Source organism: Paenibacillus sp. RC73 (genome assembly GCF_044908085.1).
GTDB classification, from domain to species: Bacteria; Bacillota; Bacilli; order Paenibacillales; family Paenibacillaceae; genus Paenibacillus; species Paenibacillus terrae_A.
In genome coordinates, this window is sequence record NZ_JBIYCV010000004.1 from 433,403 (window position 1) to 451,529 (window position 18,127).

Sequence of the window (18,127 nt, forward strand, 5' to 3'; positions counted from 1 at the left end):
AGCTGTAAACTCCTGACTGAAACAGGATTTCAGATAGGAGCGTTATAGCGTATAGCACCAAATAAAGTACAGGAAAGCAGTTCACCGGCTGCCAGAAGCGGGGGACTGCTTTCTTGTAAAATGAAGTAAGGAAGGTTATACGTGAAATGTTGGAACAATACCGAACTGTACGCGGCTCCGGCAGCAAGGAAATTGTGATCCGGAAATCCCGTTTTATCGGTCACATCCAGCCTGTTCAGACCGAGGAAGAAGCGGCTGCTTTTATCGAGCGCATTAAAAAAGAGCATTGGAACGCAACCCATAATTGTTCTGCCTACATGATCGGGGAACGAGACGAAATCCAGAAGCAATCGGATGACGGTGAACCGAGCGGTACGGCGGGCAAGCCCATTTTGGAGGTTATCCGTAACCAGAAGCTGAAAAATGTGGCAATTGTCGTTACCCGTTACTTTGGGGGGATTTTGCTGGGAGCAGGCGGTCTGATTCGTGCATATTCAGACGGTGCTGTTGCAGCCATTGAGGCAGGGGATGCGATTACGCGTGTGCTGCATCGTGAAATTTTTGTGGAATTGGATTACACCTGGTTGGGCAAAGTGGAAAATGAATTGCGAAATCGCAGCATCCGTACAGGAGAAACCATGTTTACGGATAAAGTTACCTTAACCTGTCTGCCGCTGGCTGGTGATGCGGAATCCTTCAGCAACTGGATAACAGACTTGACACAGGGGCAATCGCTTGTGTCGGAGGGAGAGCAGCTTTACTTTATTGAAGGGGAATAAAAAATATGGCTAGAAGAGCAGTAGAACAGGAGTTGTCAAGAGGGCGGATTCTGGAAGCGGCCAGGCACTTGTTTATTACCAAGGGCTACCGTGCGATTTCAATGCGCAGCATTGGCCAGCATCTGGGTTACAGTCATGGTTCGTTATACTATCATTTTAAAGAGAAGGCTGAACTGTTCTACGCCATTGTAATTGAGGATTTTAATACGTTACGCGGAATTCTACTACAAGGAGCAACAGGCACCCCAGAGGATGGTCTGAACAGACTGGAGCACTTGATGCTGGAGTTTATCCGTTTTGGCTTGGAAAATCCTTATCAATACGAAATTATGTTCATGATGCACGATGAAGAACTGTTCGCTTACTGTCGCACGGAGCAAAACCGTTGTGTGGAATTATTCGCGTCCATGATCCGTCAGGAATTGAGTGATCAGGGACATTCAGAGGAAGATTCTTCACGAGTACCGCAAAGTCTGTTTTTGTCTATGCATGGCTTTGTATCCTTTTATATTCAGGATGGTTTAACATTTGAAGAAATCAGGCCCGCTGCTTTGGCACATGTAAAGCTGCTGTGCAGAAACCTATGAGCGTACCTGCAATCACACGCCTCGGCTATGAATCTGTAGGGCGCTTTTCTGGATATGTTCACTTCATGACGGTGCCTTATCATTACGGTACTTTGCGAAAGCGACTAAGATTGTAACAGACGATGATGCATCCAGCAGGAGAACATCATGGTCTGTTTTTTTGCATGGTCAGTCCTTCATGATTTTCACATGGTACTGGCGTCTGCGCGGTCCGTCGAATTCGCAAAAATAAAGCCCCTGCCACCGTCCGAGCAACAACTTTCCATCATGAATAATGACAGTCTGAGAGGGACCTGTGGTGATAGATTTTAGGTGGGATGCCGTATTCCCTTCCATATGGCGATATTGGGGATGCTCCCACGGATAAACCTCATCCAGCCTTAAAATCACATCATGTTTGACGTCCGGGTCTGCATTTTCATTAATGGCTATTCCGGCCGTTGTGTGTGGACAATAGATCAGTGCGGTTCCTTCCTGGACTCCGCTTTTTTCGATCAATGAAGCGACCTCGCGTGTAATATCACGCATCTCATCTCGTCCGCTAGTGGATAATTCTAAAGTATGCAACATTATTACACTCTCCCTTCTTCTTATTACTTTACCCATTTTACTTTACCCAATGAACACCTGACGTAATATATAGAGTTGACGACGAAAGCTTTCCTTTGATAAAGTATCACATAAGAAAAACATAGTATATACATTGGAATAATAATATGATTTCAAATGAGGTACGCGCTTTGCGGTAAGCAAGGCTGCTGCTGTTCCTGCACAGGTTCAGAAGCGGAAAGGAAGTGTACGGTTATGCATGTGGAAGTAAGGGGTTTAAACAAGCATTTCGGTAATTTTCATGCGGTTAAGGACGTATCCTTTGATATTCAAGCGGGTCATCTGATTGGTTTACTCGGTCCGAGTGGTGGCGGTAAAACGTCCATTCTTCGGATTTTGGCAGGTCTGGAGCAACCGGATGCGGGAGAAATTCATTTTCACGGAAAAAGGGTAAACGAGCTGGCCCCGCAGGAACGCGGAATCGGATTTGTATTTCAAAACTATGCTTTGTTCAAGCACATGAGCGTGTACGACAATATTGCCTTTGGTCTAAAAGTGAAAAAAAGCTCCAAAGCCCGCATCAAGGAACGCGTCACAGAGCTGGTCGAGCTGACAGGACTCAAAGGTTTCGAGCATCGTTATCCGCATCAGTTGTCTGGTGGACAGCGGCAGCGGGTTGCTTTTGCACGCGCCTTGGCACCGGAGCCTCAATTACTGCTGCTGGATGAGCCTTTTGCAGCCATTGACGCCAAGATTCGCCAGGAGCTGCGTACCTGGCTGCGGGAGTTGATTGAGCGGGTGGGAATCACTTCGATTTTCGTTACGCATGATCAGGATGAGGCTATTGAAGTAGCCGATGAAATTATGGTGATTAATCAGGGACGGCTGGAGCAGAAGGGAACACCTTGGGATATTTATAAAAAGCCAGGGACCCCGTTCGTAGCTTCCTTTATTGGGGAATCGACGGTGATCGAACAGGCGGGCAGTCTCAAAGGCTTCGAGGAAGCTGCCGGAACGGGAGCACGTGCCTTGATCCGTCCGGAGTATATTGATGTCGGGCCAAGCGAGGAGTTTGCGCTTTTGTCGGCGACCGAGGAAGGCATTGTGAAGCATTTGCATTTTCGGGGGAGTGAATGGATGGTCGAAGTACAGGTCGGGGATCATCGACTCATGACGTACCGTTCGCTGGAGAAGTCCACGCTGGAGCCCGGTCAGCAGGTGCGCGTACTGGTGCATCGGGCTTATCTGTATAACGACCAGTCCAGTTGGATGGTGGAAAACCGTCTCAAGAAAGATCCAATGCCTATTATGATTTAAAATTATAACGCGATCATACTTAAGGGGATGTCTGGCCTGATTTCAAGGTTTGGGCATGCTCCTTTTGGCGTTGGGCGCTGGAAGGATTTACGCAGACTTGATGTGTTCGTTATAATAGTAGTAAAAACACCCAGATAGATAGGAGTTAAACCATGAATCGGCTTATTTTTCTTGGCACGGGGGATGCGATGGGCGTTCCGCGTGTATATTGTGATTGTCTCGTATGTACGGAGGCCCGCACGACAGGGGCAAATGTGAGGCTGAGGTCGTCTGTGATGATCGAAAGCGAGACGGAGGACTTTATGATTGATTGCGGCCCGGACTGGCGCAAACAACTGGAAATGCGCGGGCTACGCTTTATCCGTACGATCCTCGTGACGCACGCACATTTTGACCATATTGGAGGACTGCCGGAATGGGCGGATGCCTGCCGCTGGACGGGAAACAGAGGCCGTTTGTACGCTCCACAGGAGGTAATCGACACGATCCTGCGTCAATTTTCCTGGCTTCCGGGGCATCTTGACCTTATCCCTGTCGATCAGGGAGCCTTGCTTGGAGGATGGAATATCCGGGGTTGGCGTGTGAATCACGGGAAGAACGGATATGCTTACGCTTATCGACTGGAAAAGGACGGCTTCTCGTGGGCCTACTGTTCAGATTCGATCGGACTAAATGATGCGGAAATTCTGCCCCTGCACAATCTGGATTTGCTCGTGCTGGGAACGAGCTTTTATCATGAAGAAGCCGAATATGCATCCCGCTCGGTATATGACATGCTGGAGGCTCAGGAGCTTATAGGGAGACTCCAGCCCAACCGCACGGTATTTACACATATGTCTCATGATGTGGATGCCACACGCAACTACGGGCTTCTGGAAGGGATCAGCCTGGCACGGACCGGAATGAGCCTGCCATTGGAATAATGCTGTCCCTTACATCGTCCGGCTGATGCGGAGAAGGGTCGCGATGCCTTCTTTGATTTGCAGCTCGTTGGCATACGAATAGGACAATCTCACATGCGTTTTGCCTTCCTCGCCAATCGGATCGAATACATTACCCGGTACGAAGGTGACCGACTCCTGTACGCATTTGGAGAGCAGTTCATTAGGTTTCAACGTAGAAGGCAACTGGAGCCACAGACTGAGGCCGCCTGCCGGGCTGGTCCATGTCCAGCCGGAATCGCGGAGGCTGTCTTCCATCGTTTCCTTACGAATCTGGAGCGCTATACATAGCTTTTTGAGATGCTGCTGCATGCGTGGAGATTGAAAGTATTGCAGGAACAGCTTTTGATTCAGCAGTGGCGAGCCGTTATCTACCAGCGCTTTGACGTTCAGCAGGCTGTTCATGAGCTGTGGTCGGCAGGTCACGGCTGCGATTCGCAGACCTGGCGCGACATATTTGCTATAGCTGCGAATGTAGACGACGCTTCCCGAAATATCATAAGCGAAAATAGGTAACGGCGGCTTTTGCCCAAAGCTGATGTCATAGGTACTGTCGTCCTCGACAATAAGGCAGCCGTAGCGCTCGGCCAGCTCGGGCAGACGCTTGCGCTGTTCATCGGGTACCGTGAAGCCAGTCGGGTTATGAAACGTTGGATTGATATAGAACACACGTGGCTTTTCTGTCTTCATGCACCATTCAATCTGTTCCATATCATAGCCTTCCGGTTGGATATCGGTCATGGTCAGGCGTGCACCTTGTCTGCGGAATATTTCCATAGCAGGGCCATAGGCGGGACGCTCAGTCAACACGCGGTCTCCTGTCCGGATCAGAGAACGGGAAATCAGGTCGATAGCCTGCTGTGCGCCGGAGGTAATCAGCACTTCGTCTGGTGACAATGCAAAATGCTTATCGACGCTAAAATGCTGCGCCATCGCATCCCGAAGCTCGGAATCGCCCTGTACAGAGGAATAGGTGGCCGCTACTTTCGGATGCTTTTCAAATACCTGCATCATCAGCTCACCCCAATATCGGTTGGGCAGGAGAGACGGATCAATCAGCGCTTTGGAAAATTGAAAATTCGCATTCACCGATTGAACGCGGCTAAGTCCATCCATTCCCCTCCAGGCTGAAACAGACGGATCATCTGCCGCATGGGCGGATTCGGAGTGAAACGTAAGGTCAATGGATGAATGCCCCGAGTAGCCAGCATATTTCGCATGGCCGGTCGCTGGGGAAGCATGAACGTAATATCCAGATTTGTCCTTTACATAGACCAGCCCCCGTTGCTTCAACTCCTGATAGGCCCGGAAAACGGTTAGCCTATGTACACCCAGCTCCTGAGCCAGGCTTCTTACGGACGGCAGCTTCGTGTCTGCTTGCCAATCCCCGCGATCAATCCGCACAGTCACATAATGGATGACCTGCTCATACAGCTTTAAGGCATGATCGGCTGGAAAGAGTAATTCGCTGTTGTTCTTGCCCATGCTGTCCACGCTCCTTTTGTGTGTATTTTACTATAAAACATTTCAAAACTGTATACAACTGTTCTGTAGGTATACATCTGTTCTGTTCGTCTCCCTGTATGCTTGAAAGCAACTGAAGGGAGAGGGACGTATCATGGTTGGTATCGCGTTTACGATAATGTGTCTTATTTTTGGTACAACGTTTTTGGCTATAAAAGTGGGAGTAGAAGCGGGACTTCCGCCGTTTTTGTCGGCGGGCGTACGTTTTTTCGCGGCAGGGGCCATTTTGTTTATCGCCATGAAGCTCACGGGTAAGGTCCGCTGGTCGTTATTATGGCGGAAGGAAATGGTACTCATTGGAGCGGGAACGACCTTTGGTACGTTTTCGGCCTTGTATTGGGCAGAGCAATATGTCAGCTCGGGGATCGGAGCCATTTTGTCAGCTACCGGACCGATGATGATTGTTATTCTGCAATCAATGCTGCTAAGGCAAAAAACGTCGCGGATTACGGTCATTGGCTGCATGGTCAGCTTTCTTGGCGTGGTGCTGGTGGTGCTGCCCGGATTGGCGGTTCAGATCAGCGGCCTGTGGCTGGCGGGATGCCTTGTCATTTTGCTGGGGGAGCTGTGTTATTCCGGGGGAGCTCTTTATTCCAAGCGGGTGATGGATGTATTTCGGGAAACGAACCCGATTGCCCTGAATGCGGCGCAAATGCTCCATGGGGGATGGATGCTGCTGGTACTGTCTGCGATTACGGAGCCGTGGAGTTCTGAGGGGTGGCAGTACCTTCCTGCCATGGGCTCTTTATTGTATCTGATTCTGTTTGGTTCGATGATTGCACATACACTGTTTTACTGGCTCATGGAGCGTACAAATCCTCTTTTCCCGACGACGTGGTTGTATATTTCACCGCCGATTGCGGTGGGGTTGGGAGCCTTGGTGTACGGAGAGCATGTAAGCTGGTGGATGCTGGCGGGGGTGCTGCTCATTGTGACCGGATTAATGCTGATGAACAATGGAATGATCCGTCTGGTGAACAGGCGAAAGGTGCGTTCTGCTGCCTGATATTCAGAAGCTGTTAGGCACCCTATGATAGGACAGAAAAAACCTCCAAGCTGCCGCGTGTTACTGAATATGCGACGTTTGGAGGTTTTGTTGTGTTGCTATTTCATTAGCACAAATTATTCAGCATTCAGCACGAATTTGTCGATGGCGTGCTTAACACCGTCTTCGTTATTGCTGCTAGTAATGTAATCAGCCAGCTTTTTCAAATCAGGAATGGCATTCTCCATCGCTATGCCGAGGCCTGCGCATTCGAGCATTTCGTGATCATTCCAGGAGTCGCCGATTGCAATCGTTTCGGACAGATCACAGCCGTAATGGTTAGCAAGGAACGTAAGAGCGTGACCCTTAGTGCCTTCATGATGCATGATTTCCAGAAAATGAGGCTTGGATTTGGTAATATGCACTTCATCACCAAGCAGCTCGCGCAGTTCTGGAATCAATTTGTCCAGTACTTCCGGCTCGTCAATAATCAGCATTTTAGGCGTAGGAAGTTCTACCAATTTGCTGAATACAGGCTCAACAAAATATTCCGTATTGTTTAGCGCGGTGTAATCTTTGATTTTCTGATTATCTTCACGTGTGTACAATTTGTCATCTATATACGTTTGCAGATGCAAATTGCGTTCCACGCAGAATTCATACAAGCGACGTGCAGCCACGAGTGGAACATAACGCTCATACAGCACGTTTTCGTCCAGCAGGTTTTTAATCAAGGCACCTTGGTACGTAATGATCGGAACGTTCAAGCCAGTTTGGCGGGCGAGTTGTTTGGCAGATGCATAAGCACGTCCTGTTGCAAGTGTAACCACGACACCTTTGGCTACAGCAGCTTCAAGCGCCAGTTGCGTTGCAGGAGTAACTTCTTTCTGGTCGTTAATGAGTGTATCATCAATATCAATGGCAATTAATTTATACATATCGGTATTCTCTCCTTTATCTCTATCATGGGGCAATGTCCAAATTGTATCTTATAATATTCAAAATGACAATATCACAATGAAAAGGGGACGACTCCTTTAAGAGCCTGTCCCCTTATAACCACTGAAGAATTGGATTGAATCAATGGGAAAAAGTGGCTGTTAGTCTTCCAAAAATACGAGTCCTACAAAATCGTCCAGCTCAATATTTCCGAAATAATGCTTCAAATCAAGAGGGGACAAGGCTTGACGAACCTCACCTTCATCGTAGCGTTTGCCGCGCAGAATATTTTCAATATCAGCGACGTCACCCACACCGAAGAAATCGCCGTAGATTTTAATATCACGGATGTGGCCTTCCTTGAGATCCATGCGGATATCAATAATGCCGACCGGAAATTTACGTGTGTGCTTGATATTGCTTTCAGGGGATTGACCGTAGTTCCAGTCCCATGATTGGTAGCGTTCAGCGGAAATTTCATGGATTTTGGCCCAGTCGGCATCGGTTAGCTTATATTGGGGTACCTGATCCAGCTCTGCATCGAATATGTAGCGCAGCAGCTCCTCGCGGAATTGCTCAATGGTCATCTCACGGTCCATTAGCTCGCTGATGTTAGCGACACGGCTACGGACAGATTTAGTACTTTTGGATTTAAACTTTTCGGGATTGGCATGCAGTGATGCGGCCACATTGTCCAGGTTCAGGTTAAACATCAGTGTACCGTGGCTGAACATGCGTCCGCGCGTGGCAAATTGGGCGTTCCCTGAAATTTTCCGCTCACCAACCTGAAGATCGTTGCGTCCGGTCATTTCGGCTTCCACACCCATTTGGCGCAGGGCGTCAATGACAGGCTGTGTGAATTTGAGGAAATTATGAAAGGACTCCCCGTTATCCTTGGTAATGAAGCTGAAATTTAAATTACCGAGGTCATGATATACAGCCCCGCCACCAGACAGGCGACGAACGACTTGAATGTTGTTGTCTCTGACAAATTCGGCGTTGATTTCTTCAATGGTATTTTGATGCTTGCCTATAATAATAGAAGGCTGATTAATGTAAAACAGCAGATAGCTGTCGTCCAGCGGAAGATGCTTGAGTGCGTACTCCTCAATGGCAAGATTAATGGCTGGATCGTGTATGCCCTGGTTGTCGATGAACAGCATGTCCATTCCTCCGTATATATAAACTGTGTAGTTTTATGTGTACCTCCTTCTATTGTAACCCAAGTGAGCGATGTACACAAAAGCTCATTTGCATTGACGCAACGCGAAAAGCAGCCCCATAATGGAGCTAATGATTCGGAACGGCCGGAAAGGATGATAGGCAATGATAGAGGTTTACGGTCACGGTGGGGACAGGGAGACGGCTGCGGCGACATTCGGCGGGGCGGCTGCGGATTTTGTGGATTTTAGCGCGAACATTAATCCGCTGGGTCCGCCACCAGAGGTGCTTGAGGTGCTACAAAGCGCGTTGGACACTGTGGTTCGCTATCCAGACCCTGGACACCGGAATTTTAAAAATATGCTGGCGCGGCGACTGCATGTTCCACCAGAGTCGCTGAGTATCGGAAACGGTGCGGCTGAGAGTATGGCGTTGCTGTTACTGGGACTGGCTCCCAAGCGTGTGGGCACGGTGGAGCCGTGCTTTTCGGAATATGCCGAGCTGGCAGGCAAATTTGGAGCCGAGGTAAGCAGGGTGTACGGCAAGGCCTCGCTTCAATGGAAGGCGGATGTGGAGGACATACTCCAGCTCATGGAGCAGGTGGATGTTCTGTTTCTCGGTCAGCCGAATAATCCGAACGGTGTGCAATACGGCGATCAGGAGCTGCGCGAGCTGGCAGAGGCGGCGGGGAAAACGGACACCGTGCTGGTGGTGGATGAAGCGTTTATTGATTTTATCCCGCAGGAGCGGCAAATTTCACTATTGCCTGTGCTGGATCGGTATCCCCATGTGATTTTGATCCGGTCGATGACGAAATTTTATGCGATTCCGGGCTTGCGCTTGGGCTATGCGATTGCTCATCCGGACTACATCCGGCGAATGACCGCCAAGCAGGTGACCTGGAGCGTGAACGGAATGGCGTTGCTGGCCGGAGAGGCGTGTTTGCGGAGCGGTGAGGCGTACGAGCGCCGCACGCAGGAGCTGATTGCTACGGAGCGTAGCCATCTGCTGACCGCTTTGGCGGAATGGGGTTGCGGTGTCATCCCCGGTGAAGCGAATTACGTGCTGGCACGGGCGCCGGGGACGTGGAGCGCATCGGCCATTCAACAGGCGCTTGGACAGCGCGGGATTCTTATACGTAGCTGTGCTATGTACCCGGGGCTAACGGCGAGCCATTTTCGAATTGCAGTCAAGGACACGGAAGCCAACGGCATGCTACTGTCTGTATTGGGTGAAGTGCTGGAGGAGGAACGGCGGCGTGATAGTTAGCTTGATCATGATGGCTGCATATCTTCTGGACAGGCTGATCGGCGATCCGAGGTGGTTGCCACATCCGGTCATCGGCATGGGACATGCCATTTCTGCCTTGGAAAAGGCGATTCGCCGCCGGGTTCACAGTGACCGTGGTTTGAAACGCGCTGGCTTGCTGCTGCCATTGATTGTGGTGGGCGGCTCCTTCGCGCTTGGCTGGGCGTTACTGCGCTTGCTTGCCTGGATTCATCCGTGGCTGTCTATCGGCGCGGAAATTGTGCTGATCGCCACCACGATTGCTTCCAAAGGACTAAAGGACGCCGGAATGGCGGTGTATCGCGAATTGAAGGCAGGTGACCTGTCTGCGGCACGCCGGGAGCTGGGGATGATCGTCGGGCGGGATACGCAGCGGCTTGATGAGCCTGAGATTGCGCGCGGTACCGTCGAAACGGTGGCTGAAAACATCGTGGACGCAATTATTTCCCCGCTTTTTTATGCCCTGATCGGGGGAGCACCATTAGCTCTGGCTTATCGTGCTGTGAATACCCTCGATTCCATGGTTGGCTACAAAAATGAAAAGTATCTGCATTTGGGCTGGGCCTCGGCACGTCTGGATGATGTGGCTAATTACATTCCGGCACGCCTGACAGCGGGTATGCTGGTAGTAGCGGCGTGGGTTTATGGGCATGATGCTGGACGTAGCTGGCGTATGGTAAGGCGAGATGCGCGGCTGCATCCCAGTCCGAACAGTGGCTTTCCAGAATCAGCAGTTGCGGGTGCGTTGGGAATTCGTCTCGGGGGCTATAATGTATATCATGGCGTGCGCTCTTTCCGTGCATATATGGGAGAACTGGTGCGACCGATGGAGCCGGAGGATATCCGACATACGATTCGGCTGATGTTTGCCGTGTCCAGTATGTTCGTGGGATTGTGTCTGTTCGTGTCCGCCGGATGCTATGCACTGGGGTGGACGCAGTGATGAAGCGTGACGCACCGAACACCGGCAATAGAGCAGGAAGTGACATGACCTTGAAGCATTATTTTACAGAACACCCGCAATGGGATTTGGAGCTTGTGCTGGTACGTCACGGCACAACCTTATGGAACAGGGAACGTCGATACCTGGGGCACTCCGATCTGGGCTTGCTACCGGGAGCAGAGCAGGAATTAGAGTCTTTGCGGGAAAAATTACAGAGACATTCCTTTGCCCGAATCTATTGTAGTGACTTGATACGTTGTCGTCAGACCTTGCAGATCATTTTGCCAGAATCGGAACTGAAACCAGATAATATGTCTGCTTGGTCTGCCACCATGGAACCACGTCTGAGAGAGCTTCATTTTGGGGAATGGGATGGAAAAACGTATGATATGCTCAAGGATGTGGCGTTGTACCGCGCGTGGATTGATGAGCCGCAACGGGTTACGCCGCCGGGTGGAGAGTCCTGGAAAGACTTTGTGAACCGCCTGGGTGAATTTCTATACTCTTTGTATGAGTGGCGTAAAATGATGGAGATTCAGAAAACAGGTTTGTCTGATGCTCCACCTTCTGTTCTGGTCGTCACGCATGGTGGAGTGATTCGTCAGTTGGCTTGTATGCTGGTACCGGGTCATGATTTTTGGAGCCTGAATCCGAAGCCGGGAGCGGCAATTACGATTCGGTTGAGTTTGGCACAAAAGCCATTTGCAGATTTAACCGCCACCCGTTCTACAGAATCACATCCAGATTTGGCTACAGGGCATAAGTTCACCGGATGGCTGGTGGAGCAGGCATGATGTTTATAGCTCTGGCTCCGCATTTGCTACTCCCGAATAACCTGGATGAACTGACTACGCTATACTTCTCATGATCACAGACATAGGGCAGGTAAACAGGCGGTTTGGGTTGTAAGCCAGTCTTTTTTAACCTATAATCATCAAGTAAAAGAACGGCTTGACCAACACTACATCAAATATCCAGCAGACGAGGTCGGTGCAGCGGGATGAAACCCTCGGGTTCTTTCCGGTGCGCTGTTAAAAGGGAAGCCGGTTTGAATCCGGCGCGGTCCCGCCACTGTAAATGGAAAAATGCCAGCCCGCTCTGCTTTATGTGCCATAAAGCATATGAAGGAGCAACAGGCTGTCGCATGTTTCTGTAAGTCAGGATACCTGCCCGTCCGCCTGTCACCATAGTCCTTCGAGGAAAGGATGACGTGTTCGCAGTGACTGTCCATGCGGAAGAAACTGCCGCCTGCGTACGATCTGCGCTAACGTGACCCCTGTGTCCTTATCTGAGGATGCAGGGGTTTTTTGAAAGGAAAAGAAGGCTGGATTTAGCAGATATCGGATGATGTTCAAGTGACGCTCTTAAAAGAATTTATATGGAGGGGTGTAAATTATGGCAGGGAATAAAATAAAGGTCTGGACTACAGGCTTATTGGCTCTGGTCTTGGCGGTTGTGCTGAGTGCATGTGGAGCTAACGGAAAGAACGCTGAAAATAAAGGGGATCAAGCTTCACAGCAACCGGGGCAGACGGCAACCGCTCAGGAGCCTCCGGGCAAAACGGTCTACCCGCTGACCATTAAGGATGCGACCGGGCAGGAGTTTACGTTCAAAAAAGCGCCGGACAAAATCGTTTCCGTCTCCCCGGCTGAAACCGAGGCGCTGTTCGCCATCGGACTGGATAAGGAAATTGTCGGTGTATCGGACTATTCGGATTACCCGGAAGCGGCTACAAAGAAGCCCAAAGTGGGCGGTATTATGAAGCCGAATGAAGAGGCGATCATTGCTGCGAATCCGGAAGTCGTTTTTGCAGGGATATCACTCAGTGAGCAGGCGACAACCAAGCTCCGTGACATGGGAATTATGATTTTTAAAACCGAGCCGAAAACGGTTGAAGATGTCATGGCTAATATCGAACTATATGGGAAAATTACCGATCATCAGAAAGAAGCGAGAGCGGTAACCGACAAGATGAGAGCCGATGTAGCGGAAGTGAAAAACGGTGTTAAAAATATCGGTAAAGGGCAAAAGCTGAGAGTCTACGTCGAATTTTCACCCGGCTGGACGGTCGGCAAGGGCGAGTTTATGGACGAGCTGATTTCTTTGGCGGGCGGCGAAAATGTGGCTGCAACACAAAAGGGCTGGTATCAGATCAGTGAGGAAAATATTATTGCGGCCAATCCGGACGTCATTTTATACAGCAAAAATGTCAAGGACGACAAAACAGGCCAGACACTGGGCGATATCATCAAAGCCCGTAGTGGATGGGATCAAATATCGGCTGTTCGTCTCAACCGGGTGTTTGCCGTGGATGATAATCTGATCAGTCGGCCGGGTCCGCGTGTAACGGAAGGTCTCAAGGAAGTGGCCAAGGGCGTGTATCCTGAAATTTTCAAATGAATCGTAGACTGATTGGCTTTGGAGGGGCAGGTCTTGCTTTATTGCTGCTGACGCTGCTGCTCTGTCTCGGCATCGGCTCAGCCAAGCTTCCCGTCAGCCAAATCACGGGTATTCTGGTCAACCATCTGCCGTGGTTAGGTGAGACGATTACACCGGATTGGAATACATCCACAGAGCAGATTATTTTGAAGGTCAGACTGCCGCGTGTGTTACTGGGTATGCTGGTAGGCGCAGCGCTTGCGCTGGCGGGAGCCGGATTTCAGGGTGTGCTGCGCAATCCGCTGGCTGATCCTTACACGTTGGGGGTATCCTCGGGGGCTTCGGTAGGGGCAGCGGTACTGATTTATTGGGGGCTTCAATTTTCATTTGTAGGCGTATGGACACTGCCGCTGGTGGCGTTTACGACCGGAATGCTGACGTTGTGGATGGTGCTGACGCTGGCGAGGGAAGGCGGCAAAATTCCGACGCAAAGTCTCATTTTATCGGGCGTGGTGATGCAATCTTTTCTGGGTGCGGTCGTTTCCTTTCTGACAGCCATGTCCAGGGAGACGGTCAATGAAATATTGTACTGGACAATGGGAAGCCTCAGTCTGCGCGGCTGGTCGTATACAGGCATTCTTTTACCTTATGTGGTCATTGGGCTGGTGTTTCTGTGGAACCGGGCACGAGTGCTGAACATTCTGGCCTTGGGTGAACGTCAGGCGGCTCATATGGGGGTTAATGTAGATGCAACGAAGTTATCTGTTCTGATCATATCCACGCTGCTGACAGCCGCGGCTGTCTCGGTATGCGGAGTGATTGGCTTTGTGGGACTCGTTGTACCGCATATTATCCGTCTGGTGACGGGCCCCGACTATCGGATGATTGTTCCGTTATCCGCGCTGGGCGGGGCTATTTTTATGGCATGGGCCGATACTGCGGCGCGTACATTGCTGGCTCCGACGGAAATTCCTCTTGGTGTCATGACGGCCTTTGTCGGTGCACCGTTCTTCGCATATCTCCTGTACCGGAACAAGAAGCTGCGCAGGGGGGGATTGCTGTGAAAGAAGCAAATGGACCACAGGAGACGCGAGTCCGGGCGCTGGAGATTGCCAGTCTGACTCGTGATTTCGGGGAATTCCATGCGTTGAAAAATATAAGCTGGAGCGTAGACGAAGGAGATTGGTGGGGCATCATCGGTCCGAACGGCAGTGGAAAGTCGACGTTGCTGCATCTGCTTTCCGGTGTGGATCACCCGACTTCGGGCAACGTTCTTATATATGGAAAAAAGGTCAGCAGCTATGGCAGAAAAGAGCTTTCCCGTTTTGTGGCTGTACTCCAGCAGGAAGGGCTTCCTCCAGTGGGCTACACGGTAAGGGAAGTTGTGGAAATGGGACGCTTTCCCCATCAGGACTGGTTTGGTAGAGAAAAGGTGGATAAGGAAAAAGGGATGGACCCGGGAATCATCACGGATCGCGTGCTGGAGAGGCTGGGTCTTACTATTTTGGCGGACAGGCCGTTAGACCAATTGAGCGGGGGACAGCGGCAGCGTGTGGCTTTGGCGAAGGTGATGGTGCAGGAGCCGCAGATTTTGCTGCTGGATGAGCCTACAACCTATTTGGATCTGCGCTATCAGCTTGAATTTATGGAGCTGCTGGCGGAATGGCGCCGGGAAACAGGTGTGACGATTATATCTGTTCTGCATGATCTCAATTTGACTGCCCAGTTTTGTGATGATTTGCTTGTGCTCAAGGACGGGATGGTTGAAGGGTTAGGAGCTTCGTCAGAGCTGCTAACAGAGGAACGTATTCGCCATGTGTACGGTGTTGAGCCTGTGATGCTGCCTCACCCGGATAGTGGTGTGCCGCAGCTTTTACTGCGAAGACGTGCAAGGGATGTATCTGGTCAGGGTGAACGACTTGAGTAGCTTGCTTGAGTCAAGTGCTGAAGCAACAGAATTTACGATGAGATCGCTAAACACATATATACGGAGCAGGGAGTGGAAGGCATGAACGAAAAATTACGGCAGTTAATAGACAGCATTGCACAGCCGGATGGGGCGACAGCCTTGGCGGCTTCGGAGCATCTGGATCAATTAACGAAGCCACCGGGAAGTCTTGGAAAGCTGGAAAGTCTGGCTATACAGTTAGCAGGCATTACGGGGGTGGACAAGCCTGAGTTTGACCGTAAAACCGTTATGGTGATGGCTGCGGATCATGGTGTGTGTGAAGAGGGGGTCAGCGCCTTCCCGGCTGAGGTTACACAGCAAATGCTGTATAACATGCTGTCCGGCGGCGCGGCAATTAACGTGCTGGCACGTCATGCAGGAGCAGATGTCAAGGTGCTAGACGTGGGTGTGAACGCAGATGTCGCTCATGCGGATCTGGTGAACCGCAAGGTGCGTATGGGTACCGCGAACATGGCGAAGGGGCCGGCGATGCTGCGTACAGAAGCCGAGCAAGCGGTTTTGGCAGGAGCTGAAGCCGTTGCGGAAGCAGTCAAAGGCGGCACACGACTGTTCGTAACCGGAGAGCTGGGCATTGGAAATACGACGGCCAGCGCTGCGGTCGTATGTGCCCTTACCGGGCTGGAGCCAGAAATAATCGTCGGCCGGGGCACAGGTGTGGATTCGGCTGGGCTGACCCGTAAAATAGCGGTCGTCTGCCGCGCATTGGACGTGAACCAGCCTGATGGGAACGATGCCTTAGATGTACTGACCAAGGTCGGCGGTCTGGAAATTGCCGCATTGGCAGGCGTCATCCTCGGCGCAGCCGCTCATCGCTGTCCGGTCGTGCTGGACGGCTTTATCTCCGGCGCAGCTGCGCTCGCTGCGCGTACACTTGCGCCTGCAAGCGCAGCGTACATGCTCGCTTCGCACGCCTCGGACGAGCGCGGGCATGCGGCGGTGCTTCGCGAGCTCAAGCTGGAGCCGATGCTTCATCTGGACATGCGGCTTGGAGAGGGCACAGGCGGTGCGCTTAGCCTGCACCTGATTGATGCGGCGTGCCGCATTATGCGCGAAATGGCGACCTTTGCCGATGCAGGCGTATCGGACGGTCAGGGAGCCGCGCAGCGATGAAGGCGCTCGTGACCGGCGGCGCACGCAGCGGTAAAAGCGGCTTTGCCGAGCGATTGTGCATGTCGCGCGCCCCGCGCGCCTGCTACATTGCAACGGCGCAAGCCTATGACGTGGAGATGAAGGAGCGCATCGCCCTTCATCGGCTCCAGCGCGAGTCTGCCGGGTACGACTGGCAGACGCTGGAGGAAGAGCAGGCGCTGTCGGAGCTGCTGCGGCGTCTGGGCGGCGGCGTAGAGCCACGGCTGGCTGCGCAAGGCACCAATCCTGGCGACGAAGCCTCTGCATCGGGCGCATCTGCTGCGTTCTCAGTGGCGCAGCCTGACGCATCGCCAACAGGCGAAGGCCGCAGCGTTTTGCATTCTGCGGCGCAGTCTGTCGCTGTGGAACAGCAGCGCGGCAGTGACACTGCCAACTTGCACGCCAGTCAAACACCGCAGCCAGCGTCCGCGCCGATGGTGCTGGTCGACTGCCTGACCCTTTGGCTGTCGAACGTGCTGCTGGCCGCAGGTGAGGACGACGAAGCTGCGGCCCGTGCCGCCATGGATGAACTGGCGATAGCTGTGGAGCAGTATCCGGGGCCACTTGTCATCGTGACCAATGAGGTCGGTGATGGCATTGTGCCCGAGTATCCGCTTGGACGGCTGTATCGGGATTTAAGCGGGATGATGAATCAGCGGATCGCCCGCCTTTGTGATGAGGTATTTCTGGTGACGGCTGGCATTCCCGTAGAACTAAAACAGTTGGAATACAAGCTATGAGCGGCGAACGTCAGGCGATTGCGGCGGCTTTTCAATTTTTGTCCCGTCTTCCAGTTAAGGCGGAGCTGGATTTTTCGCCAGAGCTGCTAAAACGTAGTGCAAGCTATTATCCGTTGGTAGGGATGGTCATTGGCCTCATTGTATGGTGCTTTGCAGCGCTTGCTTCTCTGATATTGCCACCGTTGCCATGTGCAGTTCTTACTCTTGCTGTTTGGGTCTGGCTCACGGGTGGATTACATCTGGACGGCTGGATGGATGCGGCTGATGCTTTGTTCAGCTACCGTTCCCGTGAACGGATGCTGGAGATTATGAAGGATAGCCGTGTAGGAGCGATGGGTGTCATTGCTTGTGTGTTGTTGCTTATGCTCAAGGCTTCTTTGCTGTATACGGTGCTGGCTGAACGGGATCTGTCCGGTTTATTGCTGCTTCCGATGGTTTGGAGCCGCTGGTTTATGGTAAGCGCGATGAAGCGTTGGCCGAAAGCTCGTAATGATGATGGACTGGCGGCGCGTTTTGCTGATATGAGTAGCAGACGTGCCGGATTGGCTGTGTTCTGGGCTGTACTCATTACGGTGTGTGCCGCAGTAGGGCAATTTATCATTGCCGGATGGTTCACAGGAACAGGCGGCTTGGGCAATACATCTTTTATAGCGTATGGGCAGTCAATTTTTTCCCATCCGGGCGAATTAGCCATTTGGACAGGCTTTTTGCTGCTGCCGCTGCTGGCTAATGGTGTTGGAAGCTTCACAGCAAGCCGTATTAACCGCCGTTTGGGAGGACTGACAGGGGATATTTACGGAGCCTTGAACGAATTGCTGGAGACCGTTTTATTGCTGTTTATTGTAATTTTGCACGGACTGTAGGCAGATTTTTAAATGAATTGGTAAAAGGGGAAGAGG

The 18,127-nt window shown here is 51.5% G+C and carries 18 protein-coding genes and 1 riboswitch; of the genes, 14 read left to right on the plus strand and 4 right to left on the minus strand.

The window, feature by feature from the left end; all coding sequences use genetic code 11:
* Positions 1-146: 146 nt before the first annotated feature.
* On the plus strand, positions 147-779 hold the full coding sequence (locus ABH897_RS12080; protein WP_014280426.1) for a YigZ family protein: 633 nt from the start codon (positions 147-149) through the stop codon (positions 777-779).
* Positions 780-784: 5 nt separating this feature from the next.
* A complete protein-coding gene (locus ABH897_RS12085) occupies positions 785-1,366 on the plus strand; it encodes a TetR/AcrR family transcriptional regulator (protein ID WP_283655101.1) in 582 nt (193 codons plus the stop codon).
* Positions 1,367-1,534: 168 nt separating this feature from the next.
* On the opposite strand, the gene ABH897_RS12090 is transcribed toward ABH897_RS12085, so the two are convergent.
* Positions 1,535-1,936 carry a secondary thiamine-phosphate synthase enzyme YjbQ gene (locus ABH897_RS12090; RefSeq protein ID WP_283655102.1) on the minus strand — a complete coding sequence of 134 codons (402 nt, stop codon included), beginning with the start codon at positions 1,934-1,936 and terminating at the stop codon, positions 1,535-1,537.
* Positions 1,937-2,170: 234 nt separating this feature from the next.
* Between ABH897_RS12090 and ABH897_RS12095 the strand changes: the two genes are divergently transcribed.
* Both ABH897_RS12095 and ABH897_RS12100 read left to right on the plus strand, forming a co-directional pair.
* On the plus strand, positions 2,171-3,232 hold the full coding sequence (locus tag ABH897_RS12095) for a sulfate/molybdate ABC transporter ATP-binding protein (protein WP_283655103.1): 1,062 nt from the start codon (positions 2,171-2,173) through the stop codon (positions 3,230-3,232).
* Between the two features lie 152 nt (positions 3,233-3,384).
* Complete coding sequence (locus ABH897_RS12100; protein ID WP_283655104.1) at positions 3,385-4,155, plus strand: MBL fold metallo-hydrolase; 771 nt, start codon at positions 3,385-3,387, stop codon at positions 4,153-4,155.
* Positions 4,156-4,164: 9 nt separating this feature from the next.
* Here ABH897_RS12100 and ABH897_RS12105 read toward each other — a convergent pair whose 3' ends face one another.
* Positions 4,165-5,658 (minus strand): aminotransferase-like domain-containing protein, encoded by a 1,494-nt coding sequence (locus ABH897_RS12105; protein WP_404519900.1) that lies wholly within the window; start codon positions 5,656-5,658, stop codon positions 4,165-4,167.
* 133 nt (positions 5,659-5,791) lie between these two features.
* Here ABH897_RS12105 and ABH897_RS12110 point away from each other — a divergent pair, with 133 nt between their 5' ends.
* Positions 5,792-6,703 carry a DMT family transporter gene (locus ABH897_RS12110; protein WP_404519901.1) on the plus strand — a complete coding sequence of 304 codons (912 nt, stop codon included), beginning with the start codon at positions 5,792-5,794 and terminating at the stop codon, positions 6,701-6,703.
* Between the two features lie 116 nt (positions 6,704-6,819).
* Here the strand turns inward: ABH897_RS12110 and ABH897_RS12115 are convergent, their stop codons facing one another.
* Positions 6,820-7,620 (minus strand): Cof-type HAD-IIB family hydrolase, encoded by an 801-nt coding sequence (locus ABH897_RS12115; RefSeq protein WP_044644680.1) that lies wholly within the window; start codon positions 7,618-7,620, stop codon positions 6,820-6,822.
* A gap of 162 nt (positions 7,621-7,782) precedes the next feature.
* On the minus strand, positions 7,783-8,784 hold the full coding sequence (gene lplA, locus ABH897_RS12120) for a lipoate--protein ligase (protein WP_404592041.1): 1,002 nt from the start codon (positions 8,782-8,784) through the stop codon (positions 7,783-7,785).
* A gap of 163 nt (positions 8,785-8,947) precedes the next feature.
* On the opposite strand from lplA, the gene cobD reads away from it, so the two are divergent.
* From cobD to cobS, 9 genes are all read left to right on the plus strand, one after another.
* Positions 8,948-10,051, plus strand: a complete 1,104-nt coding sequence (cobD, locus tag ABH897_RS12125) for a threonine-phosphate decarboxylase CobD (protein WP_283655109.1) — start codon at positions 8,948-8,950, stop codon at positions 10,049-10,051.
* The gene (gene cbiB, locus ABH897_RS12130; RefSeq protein WP_404519903.1) at positions 10,041-11,012 is read left to right on the plus strand and encodes an adenosylcobinamide-phosphate synthase CbiB; all 972 of its coding nucleotides are present in this window, start codon (positions 10,041-10,043) and stop codon (positions 11,010-11,012) included. The genes cobD and cbiB overlap by 11 nt, the downstream gene beginning before the upstream one ends.
* 44 nt (positions 11,013-11,056) lie before the next feature.
* On the plus strand, positions 11,057-11,806 hold the full coding sequence (locus ABH897_RS12135) for a histidine phosphatase family protein (protein ID WP_283656221.1): 750 nt from the start codon (positions 11,057-11,059) through the stop codon (positions 11,804-11,806).
* A gap of 200 nt (positions 11,807-12,006) precedes the next feature.
* A riboswitch (cobalamin riboswitch) is annotated at positions 12,007-12,200 on the plus strand.
* 207 nt (positions 12,201-12,407) lie between these two features.
* Positions 12,408-13,412, plus strand: a complete 1,005-nt coding sequence (locus ABH897_RS12140; RefSeq protein ID WP_283655111.1) for an ABC transporter substrate-binding protein — start codon at positions 12,408-12,410, stop codon at positions 13,410-13,412.
* Positions 13,409-14,455 (plus strand): FecCD family ABC transporter permease, encoded by a 1,047-nt coding sequence (locus tag ABH897_RS12145; RefSeq protein WP_404592043.1) that lies wholly within the window; start codon positions 13,409-13,411, stop codon positions 14,453-14,455. Before ABH897_RS12140 ends, ABH897_RS12145 begins: the two co-directional genes overlap by 4 nt.
* Entirely contained in the window at positions 14,452-15,318 is an 867-nt protein-coding gene (locus ABH897_RS12150) for an ABC transporter ATP-binding protein (protein ID WP_283655113.1), read from the plus strand. Before ABH897_RS12145 ends, ABH897_RS12150 begins: the two co-directional genes overlap by 4 nt.
* A gap of 81 nt (positions 15,319-15,399) precedes the next feature.
* Positions 15,400-16,470, plus strand: a complete 1,071-nt coding sequence (cobT, locus tag ABH897_RS12155) for a nicotinate-nucleotide--dimethylbenzimidazole phosphoribosyltransferase (RefSeq protein WP_283655114.1) — start codon at positions 15,400-15,402, stop codon at positions 16,468-16,470.
* Complete coding sequence (locus ABH897_RS12160) at positions 16,467-17,228, plus strand: bifunctional adenosylcobinamide kinase/adenosylcobinamide-phosphate guanylyltransferase (RefSeq protein ID WP_404519905.1); 762 nt, start codon at positions 16,467-16,469, stop codon at positions 17,226-17,228. The genes cobT and ABH897_RS12160 overlap by 4 nt, the downstream gene beginning before the upstream one ends.
* Complete coding sequence (cobS, locus tag ABH897_RS12165; protein WP_283655116.1) at positions 17,225-18,091, plus strand: adenosylcobinamide-GDP ribazoletransferase; 867 nt, start codon at positions 17,225-17,227, stop codon at positions 18,089-18,091. The genes ABH897_RS12160 and cobS overlap by 4 nt, the downstream gene beginning before the upstream one ends.
* Positions 18,092-18,127: the final 36 nt, after the last annotated feature.